Annotated in this window: 18 protein-coding genes and 1 tRNA gene; 6 read left to right on the forward strand and 13 right to left on the reverse strand. The window is 65.8% G+C overall.

The features are described from left to right. Positions 1-193: 193 nt before the first annotated feature. The 7 genes from ccoG to F791_RS0104820 form a co-directional block, all read right to left on the reverse strand. A complete protein-coding gene (gene ccoG, locus F791_RS0104790; RefSeq protein ID WP_019592260.1) occupies positions 194-1,594 on the reverse strand; it encodes a cytochrome c oxidase accessory protein CcoG in 1,401 nt (466 codons plus the stop codon). A gap of 160 nt (positions 1,595-1,754) precedes the next feature. Further along, positions 1,755-2,678: a cytochrome-c oxidase, cbb3-type subunit III gene (gene ccoP, locus F791_RS0104795; protein WP_018138220.1), complete on the reverse strand. Its 924-nt coding sequence runs from the start codon at positions 2,676-2,678 to the stop codon at positions 1,755-1,757. Beyond that, entirely contained in the window at positions 2,675-2,893 is a 219-nt protein-coding gene (locus F791_RS0104800; protein WP_018138219.1) for a cbb3-type cytochrome c oxidase subunit 3, read from the reverse strand. The genes ccoP and F791_RS0104800 overlap by 4 nt, the downstream gene beginning before the upstream one ends. Positions 2,894-2,922: 29 nt before the next feature. After that, positions 2,923-3,657 carry a cytochrome-c oxidase, cbb3-type subunit II gene (ccoO, locus tag F791_RS0104805; RefSeq protein ID WP_018138218.1) on the reverse strand — a complete coding sequence of 245 codons (735 nt, stop codon included), beginning with the start codon at positions 3,655-3,657 and terminating at the stop codon, positions 2,923-2,925. A gap of 18 nt (positions 3,658-3,675) precedes the next feature. Beyond that, on the reverse strand, positions 3,676-5,163 hold the full coding sequence (gene ccoN, locus F791_RS0104810) for a cytochrome-c oxidase, cbb3-type subunit I (RefSeq protein WP_018138217.1): 1,488 nt from the start codon (positions 5,161-5,163) through the stop codon (positions 3,676-3,678). 206 nt (positions 5,164-5,369) lie between these two features. Then, positions 5,370-6,242, reverse strand: coding sequence for a malonyl-ACP O-methyltransferase BioC (gene bioC / locus F791_RS0104815; protein WP_018993413.1), 873 nt, complete (start codon positions 6,240-6,242; stop codon positions 5,370-5,372). A 10-nt stretch (positions 6,243-6,252) separates the two neighbouring features. Continuing rightward, a complete protein-coding gene (locus F791_RS0104820) occupies positions 6,253-6,999 on the reverse strand; it encodes an alpha/beta fold hydrolase (protein ID WP_018993412.1) in 747 nt (248 codons plus the stop codon). A gap of 105 nt (positions 7,000-7,104) precedes the next feature. On the opposite strand from F791_RS0104820, the gene plsY reads away from it, so the two are divergent. Beyond that, positions 7,105-7,725, forward strand: a complete 621-nt coding sequence (gene plsY, locus F791_RS0104825) for a glycerol-3-phosphate 1-O-acyltransferase PlsY (RefSeq protein ID WP_018993411.1) — start codon at positions 7,105-7,107, stop codon at positions 7,723-7,725. A gap of 9 nt (positions 7,726-7,734) precedes the next feature. Here plsY and tsaD read toward each other — a convergent pair whose 3' ends face one another. Continuing rightward, positions 7,735-8,745 (reverse strand): tRNA (adenosine(37)-N6)-threonylcarbamoyltransferase complex transferase subunit TsaD, encoded by a 1,011-nt coding sequence (tsaD, locus tag F791_RS0104830; RefSeq protein WP_019592261.1) that lies wholly within the window; start codon positions 8,743-8,745, stop codon positions 7,735-7,737. A gap of 70 nt (positions 8,746-8,815) precedes the next feature. Further along, positions 8,816-9,949, reverse strand: a complete 1,134-nt coding sequence (locus F791_RS0104835) for a class I SAM-dependent methyltransferase (RefSeq protein WP_019592262.1) — start codon at positions 9,947-9,949, stop codon at positions 8,816-8,818. Positions 9,950-10,082: 133 nt separating this feature from the next. Here F791_RS0104835 and F791_RS0104840 point away from each other — a divergent pair, with 133 nt between their 5' ends. The 3 genes from F791_RS0104840 to F791_RS0104850 are packed head-to-tail and all read left to right on the forward strand — an operon-like array spanning position 10,083 to position 12,683. Further along, a complete protein-coding gene (locus F791_RS0104840; protein ID WP_018138211.1) occupies positions 10,083-10,805 on the forward strand; it encodes a pteridine reductase in 723 nt (240 codons plus the stop codon). 58 nt (positions 10,806-10,863) lie between these two features. Then, a complete protein-coding gene (locus F791_RS0104845) occupies positions 10,864-11,118 on the forward strand; it encodes an accessory factor UbiK family protein (RefSeq protein ID WP_012981566.1) in 255 nt (84 codons plus the stop codon). 59 nt (positions 11,119-11,177) lie between these two features. Then, on the forward strand, positions 11,178-12,683 hold the full coding sequence (locus F791_RS0104850; protein ID WP_012981565.1) for a YifB family Mg chelatase-like AAA ATPase: 1,506 nt from the start codon (positions 11,178-11,180) through the stop codon (positions 12,681-12,683). A 64-nt stretch (positions 12,684-12,747) separates the two neighbouring features. Here the strand turns inward: F791_RS0104850 and F791_RS0104855 are convergent, their stop codons facing one another. Then, positions 12,748-13,611 carry a c-type cytochrome gene (locus F791_RS0104855; protein ID WP_012981564.1) on the reverse strand — a complete coding sequence of 288 codons (864 nt, stop codon included), beginning with the start codon at positions 13,609-13,611 and terminating at the stop codon, positions 12,748-12,750. Between the two features lie 190 nt (positions 13,612-13,801). Between F791_RS0104855 and F791_RS0104860 the strand changes: the two genes are divergently transcribed. Further along, positions 13,802-13,878, forward strand: a tRNA-Arg gene (locus tag F791_RS0104860). A gap of 330 nt (positions 13,879-14,208) precedes the next feature. After that, complete coding sequence (locus tag F791_RS13845) at positions 14,209-14,343, forward strand: hypothetical protein (protein WP_012981562.1); 135 nt, start codon at positions 14,209-14,211, stop codon at positions 14,341-14,343. A 225-nt stretch (positions 14,344-14,568) separates the two neighbouring features. Here the strand turns inward: F791_RS13845 and F791_RS0104870 are convergent, their stop codons facing one another. From F791_RS0104870 to F791_RS0104880, 3 genes are all read right to left on the reverse strand, one after another. Continuing rightward, positions 14,569-15,618, reverse strand: coding sequence for a DmsC/YnfH family molybdoenzyme membrane anchor subunit (locus F791_RS0104870; RefSeq protein ID WP_012981561.1), 1,050 nt, complete (start codon positions 15,616-15,618; stop codon positions 14,569-14,571). A 25-nt stretch (positions 15,619-15,643) separates the two neighbouring features. Beyond that, entirely contained in the window at positions 15,644-16,339 is a 696-nt protein-coding gene (locus F791_RS0104875; RefSeq protein ID WP_018175142.1) for a 4Fe-4S dicluster domain-containing protein, read from the reverse strand. Positions 16,340-16,406: 67 nt separating this feature from the next. Next, on the reverse strand, positions 16,407-19,313 hold the full coding sequence (locus tag F791_RS0104880; RefSeq protein WP_012981559.1) for a molybdopterin oxidoreductase family protein: 2,907 nt from the start codon (positions 19,311-19,313) through the stop codon (positions 16,407-16,409). Positions 19,314-19,364: the final 51 nt, after the last annotated feature.

The raw sequence follows: 19,364 nt of genomic DNA on the forward strand, positions 1-19,364 counted from the left end.
TTATAAAAGCGCTCAATAAAGCCGTCCTGGCTTTCAGAGCCGCACGCGGCGCTTCACCGTCTTTCGGCCTTTGCACGAGCAAAGGGATTTGCAGCTTGCTTCGGAATCAACCACCTGCGGTGGTCGATTTCCGGCGGCACGTCCATGTGCCGCAGGGAAACGCCGATATTTCAGCGTTTCCCTGGCCGCGCGGTCAGCGGTGGCTGAAGCGGGCATCGGCCTCGACCGGGTCGATCCGTCCCTCGCGATCGCGGATCACGAAATAGAAGCGGAGCGGCGAATCCGCCCCGGCCTCCACGTCGTGGCGTATGCGGGCCAGTACGGTCAGCCGCTGGCCGGGTTCAAGCCGGATCTGCTCGACCTGGCCCAGGTCGAGCGTCGCGCCCTCGAGCCCATCGATATCGAGCGTGAAATCGAGCTCCTGGTCGGAGACGTTGTTCAGGCGCAATTCGTAGCTGTTCTGCACCCGACCGTCGGACATCTGCACGAATAGCGGCTGTCGCACCTGGTTGACGTTCACATCGACCGGCGGGCGTTCGAGGATACTGAAGACCAGCGCACCGACGACCACTAGCACCGCCGCCCCGTATCCAAGCGTCTTGCCCTTCAGCCAGCGGGTCTTGCCGCCTTCGAGCTCACGCTCCGACGAATAGCCGATCAAGCCGCGGGGCCAGCCCTGTTTGTCCATGATGGTGTCGCAGGCATCAATGCACAGGGCACAGTGGATACACGAGACCTGCAGCCCATCGCGGATATCGATCCCTGTAGGACACACCTGGACGCAGTACCCGCAATCGATGCAGTCACCGACCCCGGCCGCCTGTCGCTCCTCTCGGGTCTTCAGGCCCGCTTTCACCTTCGCGCGACCCGCTGAGCCCTCGCCGCGGTTCTGGTCATAGGAAACGATCAGGGTATCGCGATCGAACATCACGCTCTGGAATCGGGCGTACGGACAGATGAAGGTACAGACCTGTTCGCGCGCCAACCCGGCAAAGGTATAGGTGGTGGCGGTCAGCAGGCCCGCAGTCACGTACGCGGCGAACCGGGCATCACCGCTGAAGAAGTCGCGTGCCAGAGTCGGGGCATCAGCCCAGTACAGGACGAAGCCGAGCCCCGTGGCAAAGGCGACGAGGAGCCAGGAGAGGTGCGTCGCGCCCAGTTTCCAGAGCTTCTCGACATTCCAGGGCTGCTTGGACAGGCGGAGACGGGCCGGCCGCTCGCCCTGGATCTTGCGCTCCAGGTACATGAACACGTCGGTCCAAAGCGTCTGGAAGCAGAAATAGCCACAGAAGACCCGACCCAGCACGCCGGTGACGAAGAACAGCAATAGCGCCGCGACGACCAGGAAGCCCGCCAGCCAGAAGATGTCCTGGGCGTAGACGACCAGATCAAACAGGAAGAACTGTCGGTTGGGGATATCGAACAGCACCGCCTGGCTCGGACCGTATTCTCGGTCCCAGCGCAGCCAGGGGAGGCCAAAGAACACCCCGTAGGCCAGGAGAAGGATCCCGGTCTTGAGGTTGCGAAAACGGCCCTTGACCGATCGCGGGTGGATCGGAATGCGAGCCTCGTAGATTGGCTGGCCTTGCGCCATGAATCCTCCCGGGAATGAACCCGGCGTGCGCACACCACCATGTGCGAGGGAGTGTCTCCCCAACGGAAGCAGGGGCCCGGACGGCCGTCAAGAAACCCGTGCGGAACCCCTGTAGTGCGAACCGGGACTCACCCGCTGGTGAACCCCGGGAGCAATGCGTTTACTGACCGCCGCCCAGCGAATGGACGTACGCCGTCAGCATCTTGATCTCGTCGTCCGACAGGCGGTCGGCAAATCCCGGCATCTCGCGCTGGATGCCATCACGGACGAAGTTGGCCACCAGGCGCAGGCGCTCGGAGTCACTCTCCGCACCCTGCACGTCGATAAGGCCCCAGATGTTGTTGGTCAGATTCGGCGCGCCCTGTGAGGCCAGGCCCTGGCCATCCTCACCGTGGCACTGGAAGCAGCCGCCTTCCATGCCGGCGAAAATCCGCTCGCCGGCATCGGACATGTCGGAGTCAACGTCGTAATCATTCAGCGACAGGACGTAGGCCGCCACTTCGTTCATCTGATCGCGGGTCAGCGTGTCGCGATACCCCGGCATGTAGCCCAGACGACCTTCACGGATTGTGTGCTCGATCTGCTCGACCGTGCCGCCCCACTTCCAGTGGTCGTTGCGCAGGTTCGGATACTGCCCGATCACACCCGCGCCGCCGACCTGGTGACAGGCCGCACACCAGGTCCCGAAGGAACCCTGGGCGTACGCGTTGACGAAGCTCATGGAGTCGGCATCGGCCAGGATCGTCTCGTAGTCCTGGCTGGCGACCTGCTCCAGCATCTCGCGCTGGCGCACCGCGTACTCGCCGGTCTGCATGTCGCGCGCCAGCAGGGCACGGGTGTTCCAGTGCGTGGTGCGCTCTTCGCCGTTCACCTCGTAGGTGATGGTGGCAAAGCCCTTGGTGAAGCTGTCGCCGATAGGCCAGGCCGGATAGATCAGCCAGTAGACCAGCGCAAACACGACCGTGGCGTAGAAGCCCCACAGCCACCAGCGCGGGAGCGGGTTGTTGTATTCCTGAAGGTCCCCGTCCCAGACGTGCCCGGTGGTCTCGACCTGGTTCTTATCGCGGTTGTCCTGTGTGCTCATTGCTTTTCGCTCTCGGTTTTGTCGCGCCGGGCCGTGGGCTCCAGGTGCGAATCATCTTCTTCCAGAGGAATGTAGCGATACGTCTCGAACTTCTTGGCCCGGCTCGGCTTGGCGAACAGGTAAATCACGATCCCGATGAACGTGCTCATGAACAGCACCAGCGCAAACATCTTGCTGTTGCCGAGATCCGTAATCCATTCCCAGGCTGCTGCCATGTCTCCCAACCTTGGCCGGGCCGAATTCCCTAACGGAATTCGGCGAAGTGGCCGTCGTCGTATTCGCTGAAATCAACCATGGTGCCGAGCACCTGCAGGTAGGCCACCATGGCATCCATCTCGGAGATGAACGAGGAGTCGCCGTCAAAGTTCTCGGCCTGCGCCTGCTCGATCAGCATCTCTTCGGCGTTGTTGATGTCGAACATCCGGGCGTGTTGTTCGCCGAACTTCTCGACATTGGCCTCGTACTCTTCCTCGGTAATCGAGTACGGCACGCCGACGCGCTTCAGGGCACGCATGCGCGCCGCGACATCGGAGTAGTCCAGCGGCGTGGTCGCCAGCCAAGGATAACCGGGCATGATCGACTCGGGCACCAGCGACTGCGGGTCAATCAGATGCTGGACCTGCCATTCGTTGGAGTACTTGCCACCGACGCGCGCCAGGTCCGGCCCGGTACGCTTGGAGCCCCACTGGAACGGATGGTCGTACTTGGACTCCGCTGCCAGCGAGTAGTGGCCGTAGCGCAGCATCTCGTCACGGAACGGGCGCACCATCTGCGAATGGCAGGTGTAGCAACCCTCGCGGACAAAGATGTCACGCCCGCGCTGCTCCAGCGGGGTGTACGGGCGCACGCCGTCTACTTCTTCGATCGTGTCGTCGATGTAGAACAGCGGGACAATCTCGACCAGGCCGCCCACACTGATCACCGCGAGCGTCAGGATGATCAGCAGGCCGGCATTGGTTTCAACGCTTTCGTGCTTCATGGATCTAGTCTCTCCCTATCAGGCCGTGCGGGCTTCGGCCGCGCGGGCTTCTTCACGCTCGCGAGCTTCGGACTTGATGCCCATGCGGACAGTCATGGCGACGTTCCAGGCCATGATCAGCATGCCGGCGAGGAAGAACCCGCCACCAATGGCACGCACCACATACGGACGATGCAGGAACACCACCGACTCGGTGAAGGTGTAGGCAAGGTTCCCGTACTGGTCGAAGGCACGCAGCATCAGGCCCTGACCGATACCGGCCACCCACATCGCGGTGATGTACAGCACGATCCCGATGGTCGCCAGGAAGAAGTGCACGTACACAAGCTTGAGGCTGTACAGGTTGACGCCCCACAGACGCGGGATCAGGTGGTACAGCGAACCGAAGGTGATCATCGCCACCCAGCCCAGCGCACCGGAGTGCACGTGGCCGACGGTCCAGTCGGTGTAGTGCGACAGCGCGTTCACGCTCTTCAGCGACATCATCGGACCTTCGAAGGTCGACATGCCGTAGAACGACAGCGCGGTGATCAGGAACAGCATGATCGGGTCGGTGCGCAGCTTATCCCAGGCCCCCGACAGGGTCATGATGCCGTTGATCATGCCACCCCAGGAGGGCAGCAGCAGCAGGATGGAGAAGGTCGCCGCCAGGGTGGAGACCCAGTCCGGCAGGGCGGTCCAGTGCAGGTGGTGCGCGCCCACCCACATGTACAGGAACACCAGCGCCCAGAAGTGGATGATCGACAGCTTGTACGAGTAGATCGGTCGACCGGCCTGCTTGGGCACGAAGTAGTACATCATCCCGAGGAAGGCCGCGGTCAGGAAGAAGCCCACCGCGTTATGGCCGTACCACCACTGACGCATCGCATCCTGCACGCCGGAGAACAGCGGGTAGGAGTGCGAGTGGAAGATGCCGACCGGCACTTCCAGGTTATTGAAGATGTGCAGCAGGGCTGTCGCCAGGATGAACGACATGAAGAACCAGTTCGCCACATAGATGTGCGGCTGGGTCCGGCGCAGCAGGGTCTGCAGGTAGATCCAGAAGTAGACCACCCACACGACCAGGATGATCAGGTCGATCTGCCAGTTGAACTCGGCGTATTCGCGACCCTGGGTGATCCCCATGGTGTAGGTGATCACGCCGAGGATCAGCGCCAGGTTCCACCCGTAGAAGGTAAAGCTCGCCAGCGAATCACCGTACAGCCGTGTCTGACAGGTGCGCTGGACGACATAGTACGACGTCGCAAACAGGGCATTACCACCAAAACCAAAGATAACCGCCGTGGTATGTACCGGACGGAATCGGCCAAAGGTGATCTGGGCGATATCGAAATTCAGGAACGGGAACGCGAGCTGCGAGGCAATCCAGACCCCGGCCGCCATGCCAAACACGCCCCAGAGGACGGCGGCAATCGCGAAACGCTTGACGATCGCGTAGTTGTACTGCTCGGTTGAAGCGACTGACGTTGCGGGTACGGAACCCGCCGTAGTGGCTGCTTGCGACATGACTTTTTCCACCTTGCTGCGGGGAACACGGATGTCCCGATGGTTTCGGGGGGCGTGAACTTTACCCCATTCCAGACGCACAAAAAACCAATACCGCCTGTAACACTCGGAATTAGCCCCAAGTCAGGCGGAACTTTCAGCGCCAGAGAGAATACATCTTTATGGCCTTGCTCCGCGAGGGGCCAATCGCCCCGGATTGATCTGGATCAAGAGACCGGCCGAACGGGAATCACCCGGCCTTGCGGCTTCGAGGGCGGCGGAGCCTCCGGCACCCAGGCATGGCCGTACACAATCTCCCAGGTCGCCGGCAGTCGACCCTCGACCGCAAACGCCCGCGCATAGGCCTCAGCCACGGCCTGCAGCCGACGCGGACCCAGCAGCCCGCGCCCACGCCCAGCCAGCGCATTGCGCACCCCCACCCCACGCAGATCACGCAACAGAGTCTCGAAATCGCCATAGGTGAGCGTCAGGCTCTCCTGATCCATCACCGGGTCCGCGAACCCCGCACGCACCAGGGCATCACCGATGTCGTGCATATCGACAAAGGCATTCACGTGTTGCGCGTCCCCGCCGTCGACCTCGGCAAAGGCCGCGCGCAGCTCACGCAGGGTATCCGGGCCGAAGGTGGAAAAGGTCCACAGCGCCCCCGGGGCCAGCACACGCCGCACCTCGGCAAAGGTCTGATCGAGGCTGGCACACCACTGCAACGCCGCACTGGAGATCGCCAGATCGTAGTGCGCCTCCGGCAGGGGCAGCGCCTCGATGTCCGCACACACGGCCAGCGGCCGTCGCCACCAGCGGCCCCGGCGCTGCGCCGCCGCGACCATACCCGGGGCAAAATCAACACCGGTCAGCTCGGCCTTGCGGTAGCGCCGCGCCAGGAGATCCAGCGCCTCCCCGGTGCCGCAGCCCAGATCCAGCACGCGGACCGGTTGGAGCTTGACCAGATCGAGTCGCTCGAGCAGCCGCCCCTGGACCTCGCGCTGCAGCACCGCATGGGCCTCGTAGCCCGCGGCCGCCCGCCCGAAGGCCTCGCGTACGCGCGCCTTGTCCAGTGCGTATTCATCTGCCCCCGTCATGGATCGCCGATCACTCCAGTGCCGCTACAAACTCGTTTATGAAGGCCGCCACGGGCGCCGGGTCCCGCCACCACTGCGCATGCCCCCCGAGCCGCACGGCCAGTCGGGCGTCCGGGCGCAGGCCGCGCAGGCCGTCCGCCACGGTGGACGGCACCAGCGCGTCCCCCTCGGCGAGGCAGGCCGCGACCGGCACCGGACTGGATTGCCAGCAGGCGCGCTGGTCACGGCCCATCAGGCAGGCCAGCCCGGCCGCAAGGCCCTGATCGGTCGCCGGGGTACCCTCCAGCTCGCTCGTCAGGTCGGCGGCCAGCGAGGCCGCTTCCGGCGAGCCCCTGGCGCAGAGCATGGCCAGTCGCCGGTGCAGCCGCCGCCGGGGCCCCTCGAGGGCCAACTGAAAGTCCGCAAGCTCCGCGGCCGGCAGCGCATGGCCCCAGTCCGGGGCCGCTGCAAAACGCGGCGTGGAATTGAGCAGCATGAGCCCCCGGGTATCCGGCATCTGGCGCGCCAGCTCCAGCGCAACCAGCCCGCCGAGCGACCAGCCCAGCCAGATGGGGCGCGACAGCGGGCGCGGCAGCTGAGCCCGGATGGCCTCGCAGGTAGCCACAGGATCGCCCAGGGCCTCTCCACCAGCGAGTTCCCCGTGCCCCGGCAGGGCCGGCGCGTAGATCTCGAACCCGGGCAGCGCGGCACGCAAAGGCGCCCAGACTGCCGGGGAGAACCCCCAGCCGTGCAGCAGCACAAGGGTCGGGCGCGTCATCGCGGGCCAACCCGCCGCCACCCTGAACGCAGCGCCCCGGCTTGCGTATCATGGGCGCCGTTTCGCGCCACACCCCACCCAACCGAATCTTCAGGTCGAGTTTGCATGGACATCGTACTGGGCATTGTCATCGCGTATCTGCTGGGATCGCTTTCCACGGCCATCGTCGTGAGCAAGTTGCTGCGGCTGCCGGACCCACGTCACACAGGCTCGGGCAACCCCGGTGCGACCAACGTACTGCGCTACGGAGGCAAGAAGGCGGCCATCATCACGTTGATCGGGGATGTCGGCAAGGGCTGGCTGCCGGTGTTCGTCGCCGCCCAGCTCAGCATCTTTCCGACCTGGGCCCTCGGCCTGATCGGCCTGGCCGCCTTCCTCGGACATGTGTTTCCCGTGTACTACGGCTTTCGCGGCGGCAAGGGCGTGGCCACCGCGCTGGGCGTGCTTCTGGCACTCAACCCGCTGGTCGGCGGGCTCACGCTGCTGACCTGGCTCGTGGTCGCCGCGATCTGGCGCTACTCCTCGCTGTCGGCCCTGGTCGCGGCGACGCTGGCACCCGTTTACTTCGTGTTCCTGGAACCGGATTTCTGGCTCGCGCTGATCGTGGCGGCCATGGCGGTGGTGCTGTTCATCCGCCACGACACCAACATCCGCCGCCTGATGCGCGGGGAGGAAGGGAAGATCGGCTACAAGAAGGACGAGGCGGCAGAACCGCCGCGAGACTAGCGATCTGCCTCAGGCGGAGAGCTCCGCCAGCGGCCAGCGGGCACGCGCCGTGATCGCCGGGGCCTGGTCGTCGGGCGCCCAGCCCGCCTGCAGGCGGCGCAGCCCGGCGAGCGCGATCATCGCCCCGTTGTCCGTGCAGAACTCGATCCGCGGGAAATACACCGGCACCCCCTGTTGCGCGGCCATCGCCTGCAGTCCCGCGCGCAGCCGGGTGTTCGCGGCCACCCCGCCGGCGACCACCAGCGCCGGGGCCTGACTCTGCTCCAGCGCCCTCCGGGTCTTCTCCACCAGGGTCTCGCTGACCGCCTCCTCGAATGCGCGCGCGACATCCTGCGGGCGGTATTCCTGCTTGTTCAGGGCAGTCAGCACGGCCGTCTTCAGGCCGGAAAAGCTCATGTCCAGCCCCGGCCGGTCGAGCATCGGGCGCGGCAGACGCAGGGCATCGCTCACCCCCTGCTCGGCCAGGCGCGACAGGGCGGGACCGCCAGGATAGCCCAGCCCCAGCAGCTTGGCGGTCTTGTCGAAGGCCTCGCCGGCGGCGTCGTCGATACTCTCGCCCAAGAGTTCGTAATCGCCCAGAGACCGGGCATGGATCAGCTGCGTGTGCCCGCCGGAGACCAGCAGCACCAGGAACGGGAAATCGAGTCCGGCGTCCTCCAGGAACGGGGCCAGCAGGTGGCCTTCGAGGTGGTGCACCGGCATCACCGGCACGCCCCAGCCCCAGGCGAGCGAGCGCGCGACCGAGGCCCCCGTCAGCAGGGCCCCCAGCAGTCCCGGCCCGCCGGTATAGGCGATTGCATCCAGCTCGGGCCCCTTCACGCCCGCCTCGTCCAGCACCGCCCGCAGCAGCGGCAGCAGGCGCCGGATGTGATCGCGCGAAGCGAGCTCCGGCACCACGCCGCCGTAGACCGCATGCAGGTCGGTCTGGCTGTACAGCCGGTGCGCGAGCAGGCCGCGCTGATCATCGATCAGCGCCACGCCCGTCTCGTCGCAGGAGGTCTCGATACCCAGGACTTTCATAGGAGCAGCATGCCTCGGGGCGCGGGTACGGGGAAGGATTCCGGGCGAACCGGACGGGATTGCGAGTCCCTCACAGGCGGCCGCGCCGATCGGGGATCGCGGAGAAGTCGAGCGCAGCACAGGCGCGACCCAGGGTCATCACCTGAAAGCGCTCGCCCATCTCTCCGGGCAGGGTCAGCATGCGCACGGCCTGGGCGGCCTGCATGGTCTTGCGGGCATCCTCGCCACTGCCGACGCGCGCCTCGAAGCGCTGCGCCAGGCCCGCACCCAGCAGGAACTCGCCCTGCGCGGCATAACCGAGCACATCGAGCCCCGCCGCATCCGCGGCCTCGGCCACCGCAGTGAAATCGACGCTGGCCGTCAGGTCCATCAGCCCGGGCTCCGCCAGGGGGTCCAGCATCATCTGCTGACGGTAATAGCCAACCAGCGTGCCCTGGTGGCGCTCCGCGGCGTAATACGCGGCCCGCGGAAACCCGTAGTCGACCAGCAACGCTACACCCTGCTCCAGACAGGCGGCCACGCTCGCAACCCAGGCCGCCTGAGCCGGACGCCACTCGGAGGTGTATCCGTCGGGCCAGGGGCCATGCACCGCCTGCAGCTCGCGCACGACGTCCGCCAGTGGCTCGGGGGCCGACTGCTCCGCCAGCACCAGCCTGCCGTCGCCATCCACTGTGACACCCATCTGCCAGGGCTGGCCCTCGCGCCAGCGAAAGAGCTCCACCGGCAGTGCGTCGAGCACCTCGTTCGCCAGTACCACACCCCGGATCGGCTCCTCGGGCAGGGCATCGAGCCATTCCACCCGGGCGTACTCCTCCGGCTCCAGGCGTTCCGCCAGGTGCTCCTGCTGCATAGCCCGCAGGTCCGGGCTGACCTCGATGATCTTGTAGCACTGCCAGCCCACGCCCAGCTCGCGCAGCGTCACAAGCACATCGCCGGCCAGCCGGCCGCTGCCCGCGCCAAACTCCAGCAGCTGCCCGCCGCCCGCCAGTTCGTCGCGCAGCAGCGGGGCCAGCCAGCTGGCCAGGGTCTCGCCGAAGAGCGAGGACAGCTCCGGCGCGGTCACGAAATCACCGCCCGCGCCCAACTTGCGCGCCCCGTTCACGTAATAGCCGAGCCCCGGCGCATACAGCGCCTGGTGCATGTAATCGACAAACGGGAGGAACCCGCCGTGCGCGGCGATACTCTGTTGCAGGGAGTCGTGCATCTGCCGCGCGATGGCGGCAGCCGGGTCGTCCGGCGCGGGTGTGCTAGGTTTCGGCGGCAGCATGGCGACAAATGGTACCAAGGCGAGGCATGACGTGACGGAACACACACAGGGAGAGCGATCGGAAACCGGCGTGGTGCTGGTCACCGGATCCGCGCGCCGGGTCGGCGCGACCATCGTGCGCTGGCTGCACGGCGAGGGCCTGCGCGTGCTCATTCACTATCGAGGGTCGCGCGACGACGCTGCCGCCCTGGCCGACTCGCTGAATGCCCGGCGCGAGGACAGCGCGCGCATCCTGCAAGCCGACCTGCTGAACCTGAACGACATCCAGCGCCTGGCACGCGAGGCGGAAGAGGCCTGGGGGCGGCTGGATTACCTGGTCAACAATGCCTCGACCTTCTACGCGACCCCGGTCGGCGCGATCGATACGCAGGCATGGGATGACCTGGTCGGGTCCAACCTGAAGGCCCCCACATTTCTGACCCAGGCCTGTGCGCCGGCGCTCGCGCGCACCCGGGGCGCAGTGGTCAACATCGTGGACATTCATGCCCTGCGCCCGCTGAAGGGTTACCCCGTGTATTCCGCGGCGAAGGCGGGACTCTGGGCCCTGACCCAGGCCTATGCCCGCGAACTGGGCCCGGACGTGCGTGTTAACGGCGTCGCACCCGGCGCAATCCTCTCGCCCGAGGATCCGAACAATGCCGGGACGCACGAAGCGATGGTCGAGCGCACCGCCCTCAAACGCGAGGGCCACCCCGACGACATCGCCCGTACGGTACGCTTTCTGCTGCTGGATGCGCCCTACATCACCGGACAGGTGATCCCGGTGGATGGCGGGCGCTCCGCCTCGCAGTAACGATCCGCGCGACGCGCTACACTGAATACATCCTCGAATCAAAAGAAGAGAACGGCCCATGATCGACCCCAAACGCTTTGACGATCTCGCGCGCCGGATCACCGAGAGCCTGCCGGAGTCGGTGCGCCATATGCAGGAGGATGTCCAGCGTCAGGTCCGCTCGTCGCTGCAGCACGGCTTCGAGCGCATGGACCTGGTCACCCGCGAGGACTTCGACGTCCAGGTTGCGCTGCTGGAACGCACCCGCGAACGCCTGGCCGAGCTGGAAGCCCGCGTGGAGGCCCTCGAGGCCGAACGCAAGACCGCGGAGTAACACACTCCCCATAGAACCACCGGGCACGGAGGCCCGGACCCGCAACAGGGAGGGCAAGGATGCCCATTGCCATCAGCCATGCCCGTGCGGTCGCCGGGATCCAGGCACCGCTGGTCACCATCGAGACTCACCTGGCCAACGGCCTGCCGTCATTCCAGATTGTCGGCCTGCCGGAGGCGGCCGTGCGCGAGAGCCGCGACCGCGTCCGCGCGGCCATCCAGACCAGCGGCTTCGACTTTCCCCGCCGCCGCATCACCGTCAACCTGGCCCCGGCCGACCTGCCGAAGGATGGCGGGCGTTTCGACCTCGGCATCGCATTGGGCATCCTCGCCGCCAGCCAGCAGATCCCGGGCAGCGCCCTCGAAGGGCGCGAGTTTCTGGGCGAACTGGGACTGGACGGGACCCTGCGGCCGGTCGGCGGGACGCTGGCCGCCGCACTGGCAGCCGCTAATGAGGCGCGCGAGCTGATCGTGAACCCCGAGGACGGGGCCGAGGCGGCACTGGCCAGCGCCGCGCGGGTGCGCACCGCCGACCACCTGATCGCGGTCTGCGCCGGGCTGCAGGGTCAAGGGGAGCTGGACGAGGGCCGACCCGTCGAAGCGGAACCGGATCGCTACCCCGACCTGGCCGATGTGCGCGGTCAGCACCAGGCACGTCGCGCACTGGAGATCGCGGCCGCGGGTGGCCACCACCTGTTAATGGTCGGCCCGCCCGGCAGCGGCAAGTCCATGCTGGCCGCACGCATACCGGGCATCCTGCCACCGATGTCCGAGGCGGAAGCACTGGAGACCGCCGCGATCCACAGTCTGCGCGACACCGGCCACCTGCAGCGCGACTGGCGCGCCCGACCGTTCCGCTCGCCCCACCACACGGCCTCGGGGGTCGCACTGGTCGGTGGTGGCTCCACACCACGCCCGGGCGAGATCTCGCTGGCGCATCACGGCGTGCTGTTTCTGGACGAGCTGACCGAATTCCAGCGCAGTGTGCTCGATGTCCTGCGCGAGCCGCTTGAGACCGGGACGATTCATATCGCCCGAGCCGCCCGGCAGGCCGAGTTTCCCGCCCGGTTCCAGCTGGTAGCGGCGATGAACCCCTGTCCACAGGGCTTCGACTGCGACCTCGGGGCGCGCTGCCAGTGCTCCCCGGAACAGATGGCGCGCCACCGGCGACGCCTGTCCGCGCCGCTACTGGACCGCATCGACCTGGCGATCGAGGTCCCGCGCATCCCGCCGCCCGAACTGGCCTCGCATGGCGAACCCGGCGAAGACTCCAGGACCGTCGCGCAACGCGTCGCCCTGGCGCAGGAACGCCAACGGCAACGCCAGGGCTCCCTCAATCGCGAACTGGCGGGCCAGATGCTGGACCAGCACGCCACCCTGGAGGCAGGCGATCGCGCCCTGCTGGACCGCGCTGCGGAGCGCTTTCGCCTGTCGGCACGCGCCTACCACCGCATCCTGCGCCTCGCGCGGACGATCGCCGACCTCGAACCCAGCGACCCGATCACGACCGGTCACCTGACCGAGGCGCTCAGCTATCGCGCGCTGGATCACTGGCGCACCCAGTAACCCGGCAAAGAAAAGGCCCGCACGGCAGCTGCCGACGCGGGCCTTGAGATCGGATCGAAACCGATCAGTCTTCGAAGGTCGCGACGTACACCGCCAGGTCGGCAATATCCTGGTCCGACAGGCGGGCCGCATTCGGCGCCATCAGGGCCGTGCGGTCACCCACGGTCTCGCCGGCACGGTAGCGCACGAGCTTGTCGGCGGTGTACTCGGCGGTCTGGCCGGCAATCTTCGGGAACGCTGGGGAACCCTGACCCTGGGCACCATGGCAAGCGATGCAGGTGCTGTACAGGGACTCGCCACGACTCACGTCACCGGTATCCAGGGCAATCCCTTCCAGTGCTTCGTCGTCCTCGACAGCGGCATCGTCATCTTCGGTCACGGCCTCGCCGTTACCGTTTTCGTCACCATTGCCGTTCTCATCGCCGTTGGCGTCTTCGGGCTCCCAGCCGTGATCAATACCGGCTTCGTCCAGCATGTAGACCACCACCAGCTTCACTTCCTCGTCACTCAGGCTGGAATCACCGCCGCGAGCCGGCATCGCACCTATGCCGTTGATGGAGTTGTCGAACACCTCGTCCAGGCTGCGCTCGTCGAGGCGGGCGGCCCAGGCGTCGGAGTCGCCCTTGATCGGGGCATCGGAGGCCCCGGTGTCGTGACAGGCCGCACAGACATTGCTGTAGATGTCACCCGGACTCAGGTCGGCGGTCTCTTCCTCCATATCGACCGGACCGGAGGCCACGCGACCGATCGGCTGGATGCGTTCGACGATCCGATCGCGCTCGGCCTCACTGGGCTCGCCTAGCTGGAGCCCTCCCATGAAGTTCGCCAACTGGATCAACAGGTAGATCACAGTGGCGAGCAGCGCCACGGATGCGATGAACATCAACACCTTGTTACCGGTGTCCATCTTGATCGGTTGATTCGCCACTTGCTCTCCCTCCGAAAGGTGCGGGCCGCGCGCGGCCGTAATGGTTCCTAGCCCAAGTATTCCCACGCGCCAGGCGCGCAAATCGGGCGCCGAGTATAGGGCATCGTCCCTCTCGAGACCACAAACCCAGTAGGGCAGTCAAAAATGCGCTGGACGGACCCGCTCAGCGCCCCGTATCATTACTCGTCTTGCGCCCGTAGCTCAGCTGGATAGAGCGCTGCCCTCCGGAGGCAGAGGTCAGAGGTTCGAATCCTCTCGGGCGCGCCATTACGCAGAAAGGGACCCTCGTGGTCCCTTTCTGCGTAATGGGGTGCTGGAGGGCCCGATTCGAACCTCCCGTTCGAATCGGGCCCGCGAAGCGGGCCGACATCGCGGTGCAGCCAACGGCTGCACCGGTCCGAAGGACCGAGCCGCCAAAGGCGGCGAAGCCATCCTCTCGGGCGCAACATCAGTTCCGCTTCCAACATGCCCTGGCCCGGCCAGCGCGGCGATCCGGCATCCTGACCGGCAAATGCCGCCACTCCCTTGATCCAGATCAAATCGAAGCCCCGGCAGCAGCGCTAGCTTGAAGGTGACCACTGCAACCGGGAGTGCGTGATGTTGACTGAAATCATGTTTCAATCGCCCATCGGGATCCTGACGATCCTGACCCTGGTGGGCATCGTGGCGTTCTTCGTGTACGTCGGCTACTTCATCCTTCATGGCATGCACGAGGACGACAAGGCGAAATAACCCGCCTTGGGGAAACCAGGCACCATAAGAAAACGGGCCAGCATGCTGGCCCGTTTTAGTTGGGTATTCCCTGACGAGACCCTCGGTGGTCACCCGGCAACTGCGCCCGGCAACCGCCGAAGGCCGGCCGACATCAGGAGCCGGAGCCCCCGGGGGTATTCCCTGACGAGACCCTCGGTGGTCACCCGGCAACTGCGCCCGGCAACCGCCGAAGGCCGGCCGACATCAGGAGCCGGAGCCCCCGGGGGTATCCCCCAGCTCCCAGCGGCGCGCGTCAGTCGGGTCCGTGACCGGCGCGACCGAGGTACGGCCGCGAGCGGGCTCGGCCAGGGAGTTGGTGCAGGTCTGGGCACCGTGGTACAGGCGCACGACGTGCTTGGCCTCGGCGAAGAACAGCCACCGCTCCATGCCGATACCGATCAGGCTCGAGACAGCGGCCAGCCAGGCGATGCCGGCCGGGGCGCCCGACAGGATCGACGCGAACACCAGGACCGGGGCCACAAAGCCGAGCAGGAAGACGCCCATCTTCACGTTGTCGATGGTGTCCTTGCGCGGGTCGTAGCCGAACTCGTCGGTCAGGAAGGTGCCGGCGGTGTGGCCGGTATCCAGCAGGCGCACGGTCGCACGGTTGAAGGTGGTGGCGGTATTGATCGTCGGGCCATTCACGCGCGAGATCCAGAAGTAGTAGATCGCCTTCAGCACGGCGGCAGCAACCAGCGCGACCATCGCGACACCCGCATGCATCGCCGTGGCATTGCCGAACACGGTGGCAATGGCGGCAAACAGCGTGGTGCCGGTCGCGATGCCCAGCATGATGTAGTTGGCCGGGGTCAGCGCGGTGTTCCACTGGCGGATGGTCTTCAGACAACCGTAGATCATCCCCGTGGAGAACAGGGTGATCACGGCCAGCACGGCGGCGATCACGCCGGCCAGCGCCGGCAACGGCCCGATGGCCGCGCCCTGCAGCAGGACGCCCAGGCCGTAGATCCCGGCGAAGGGATAGAACAGCACCGCGAACACGGCCTCGCGCGACAGCCAGGAGGTCTTGAAGCGCATGAACGAGCGCCAGGCGTTTTTCTTGTTCGCCAGGTGGCCGGTGGAGAGCATCAGCCCCAGGGTGATCATCCCCAGCGAGACCGCGCCGTGTGCCAGCAGCTCGCCGTGGCTCATGGCCGGACCGATGCCCGCGAGGTGGAAGGCCGCCAGCAGGATGAACAGGCCGTAGCCCGCACCGGAGATGACGGTAAACAGGATGACGGAAAATGCCGGATGCATATGAATTCTCCCGATCGGGCCGCGCCTAACGCGCGACCATCTTGTTGACCCAGTCCTTCACCGAGCTGACCAGACGGTTGGCCCGCACGTCGTCGATGGGGATGGGACGGGTGATACGCGGGGGCAGATAGGTGTTGACTGGCTTGTAGCCCAGCTCCGGCATCTGCTTCACGCCGCCACGCTCGCGCACCAGGCGGCTGACCTCGGAGTTGTCGTCGTCGAAGTCACCGAAGAACCGGGCATGGGCCGGGCAGGTGATCACGCAGGCCGGCTGGCGTTCTTCCGGCGGCAGGGCCTCGTCGTAGATGCGGTCCACGCACAGCGTGCACTTCTTCATCACGCCGTCTTCGCGGTCCAGCTCGCGCGCACCGTAGGGGCAGGCCCAGGCACAGTAGTTACAGCCCATGCACTTGTCCTGGTCGACCAGCACGATGCCGTCTTCCGGACGCTTGTAGGAAGCGCCGGTCGGGCAGACATTCACGCAGTCAGCATGCTGGCAGTGCATGCAGGACATCGGGATGTTGACGGTCTTGTTGTTGGGGTAGTCCCCGACCTCGTAGTGGCGCACGCGGTTGAACCAGACGCCGCTCGGGTCCTCGCCGTACGGGCGATAGTCGGTCAGCGCACCGGTGGTGCCGCTGGTGTTCCACTGCTTGCAGGCCACCGCACAGGCGTGACAGCCCACGCAGGTGTCCATGTCGATTACGAGTCCAAGTCGCATACAACTACTCCTCAAATTTCCTCGGGCCGCCGGCCGGGGCCGGCGGCATGGCCCGGATCCGTGATACCTAGCGGTCTTCGTCCAGCGAGCCGCGGGTCAGCACGTCACGGATGGAACGATTCAGGTGCACCGGCTTGTGCGCGGCGTAGCGCAGCTGATCCGGGGCCTCGGACATGCCGGGGGCCGGCTTGACCGTGTCGAAGTCGGGCCAGGTGCTGGCCTCTTCCGGATCGGCCGGGGTGATCTTGACCTTCAGGTCGTACCACGCGGCCTGGCCGGTTACTGGGTCGGAGTTGGTGATGTTGTCCACCGGATCGCCCTTCTTCGGCAGCAGCTCGCTGATCAGGTGGTTCATCAGGAAGCCCTTGTTGGACTCGTTCGCGTCCGGCTTCAGGCCCCAGGCGCCCTTCTGCTTGCCGATCGCGTTCCAGGTCCAGACGGTGCTCGGCTCGCAGCCCTCGATCAGCTTGACCTGCACACGGACCTTGCCGTTGTGCGATTCCATCCACACCCAGGACAGGTCCTCGATGCCCATGGACTCGGCCTTGCCGCGGTTCATGTACAGGTAGTTCTGGGCGCAGATCTGACGCAGCCAGGCGTTCTGCGAGTCCCAGGAGTGGTACATGAACATCGGGCGCTGGTTGACCGCGTAGAACGGGTACTCGTCCTCGTCGATACGGGTCTGCTCCAGCGGCTTGTGCCAGATCGGCAGCGGATCGAAGAACTGGGTCAGGCGATCCTTGTGCTCCTGCTTGGTCGGCTGCGGGCCGTCATACAGGCCCTGACCGGCCAGCTTGAAGCGCTGCTGGGTCTCGGAGTAGAGCTCGATCGTAATCGGATCCGTCTTGCCCACCCAGCCGGCGTGCTTGGCCAGCTCCAGGTACTCCTTGTTCGCGTAGCGGTAGAACTGCTGGTTCGGCGCCAGGTGATGCACGAAGAACCCCTGGTTCTCGATGTACGCCTCCCACTGCTTCGGGTTCGGCTCGCCACGCAGATGGCTCTTGCCGTCCTTGCCGCGGTAGCCGGACAAAAAGCCGATCCCCGGCTCCTTCTCGAAGTTGACGATGAAGTCCTTGTAATCGTCGAACTTGCGGCTGCCGTCGTCGTTGGTGAACGCCGGGAACTTCAGACGACCGGCCAGCTCGACCATGACCTCCTGCCAGGGACGCACGTCGCGGTCGACCTCGAGGATCGGGTGGCGGATGGAGTCCGCCGCCGCGGCCGGCTCGGAGATCGGGCGGTCCAGCATGGAGATCGTGTCGTAACGCTCCAGATAAGTCGTGTCCGGGAGCACCAGATCGGCAAAGTTGACCGTCTCCGAGTGGAACGCGTCCGCGACCACCAGGAACGGGATCTTGTACTCGCCGCTGTCGTCCTTCGCCCGCAGCATGTCCATCACCTCGGCGGTATTCATCGAGGAGTTCCAGGACATGTTCGCCATGAAGAAGATCAGCGTGTCGATCGGGTAGGGATCGCCGTTGACCGCGTTGGTCACCACCATGTGCATCAGGCCATGGTTGGAGATCGGGGCATCCCAGGAGAAGGCCTTGTCGATGCGCAGCGGGTTGCCGTCGTCATCGATGACCAGGTCCTCCGGCGCGGTCGGGAAACCGAGCGGCGGGCTCTTCAGCGGGGTGTTCGGCGCGCATTCCTTGGCCGGCTTGATGCCCGGCGGGACGTGCTTGGGGTACGGCGGCTTGGCCAGGTGACCACCAGGGCAGTCCACCGAGCCCAGCATGATCTGCAGCAGATGGATCGCGCGGCAGGTCTGGAAGCCGTTGGAGTGCGCGGAGATGCCGCGCATCGCGTGCATGGAGACCGGACGGCCGAACACCTTGTCGTGCTTGCGGCCCCAGGAGTCGGTCCACTCGATGTCGAGCTCGATCGTCTCCTTGAACGCGACGTGCGCCATCTCCAGCGCCAGACGCTCGGTCTGGTCGGCCGGCACGCCAGTGATCTTGGCGGTATTTTCCGGGGAATACTCCTCCGACAGATAGCGCTCGGCCAGCAGCGTCATCACGGTCTTGACCGGGCGGCCATCGGGCGCGGTGTACTCGCCGAACAGCGCCGGCTTGATATCGACCTGGGTGCCGTCGACGAACGCTTCCTGCTCCAGTTCCCAGACCAGCGGGTTGCCGGCCTCGTCACGCAGGATCAGGCCATCACCCTTCTGCCCCGGGGTCTGCACCACCAGCTGGGTGGCGTTGGTGTAGCGCACCAGGAAGTCCCAGTCGAACTGGTCGTTCTTCAGCAGCACGTGCAGCATCGACAGCGCGAACAGGCCGTCGGTACCGGGCTTGATGCCCACCCACTCGTCGGCGATCGCCTGGTAGCCGGTGCGCACCGGGTTGATCGCAACGAACTTGCCGCCGCGGCGCTTGAGCTTCTCCAGCCCGATCTTGATCGGGTTGGAGGCATGGTCTTCCGCCACGCCCCAGAGCATGTGGTACTTGGTGCGGTCCCAGTCGGGGTCGCCGAATTCCCAGAACGCGAAACCGGTAGTGTACAGGCCGCCGGTGGCCATGTTGACCGAGCAGAAGCCGCCGTGGGCCGCCCAGTTGTAGGTACCGAACTGGGTCGCCCACAGGCCGGTCAGGGCCTGCATCTGGTCGCGGCCGGTAAAGAACGCCAGCTTGCGCGGGTCGGTCTCGCGGATCTTCTGCAGACGCGTGGACAGCATGTCCAGGGCCTCGTCCCAGGAGATCGGCTCGAACTCGCCGGCGCCGCGCTCGGTACCCGGCTTGCGGCGCATCGGCTGGTGCAGGCGCGCCGGGGACTGTTGCTTCATGATGCCGGCGTTGCCCTTGGCACACAGCACACCCTTGTTGATCGGGTGGTGCCGGTTGCCCTGGATATAACGGACCTTGTTGTTCTGGACCGTAACCTTGATGCCGCAGCGGCAGGCACACATGTAGCAGGTGGTGTACTTGATCTCCTGCTCGCTGTGGTTCTCGAACTCGGGTAAGGCACTCATTCAGGCGACCCCATAGATTATGGTTTGCTTATTCACGCTGGGCATATTGGC

The organism is Thioalkalivibrio sp. ALRh (genome assembly GCF_000381425.1).
Classification (GTDB): Bacteria; Pseudomonadota; Gammaproteobacteria; order Ectothiorhodospirales; family Ectothiorhodospiraceae; genus Thioalkalivibrio.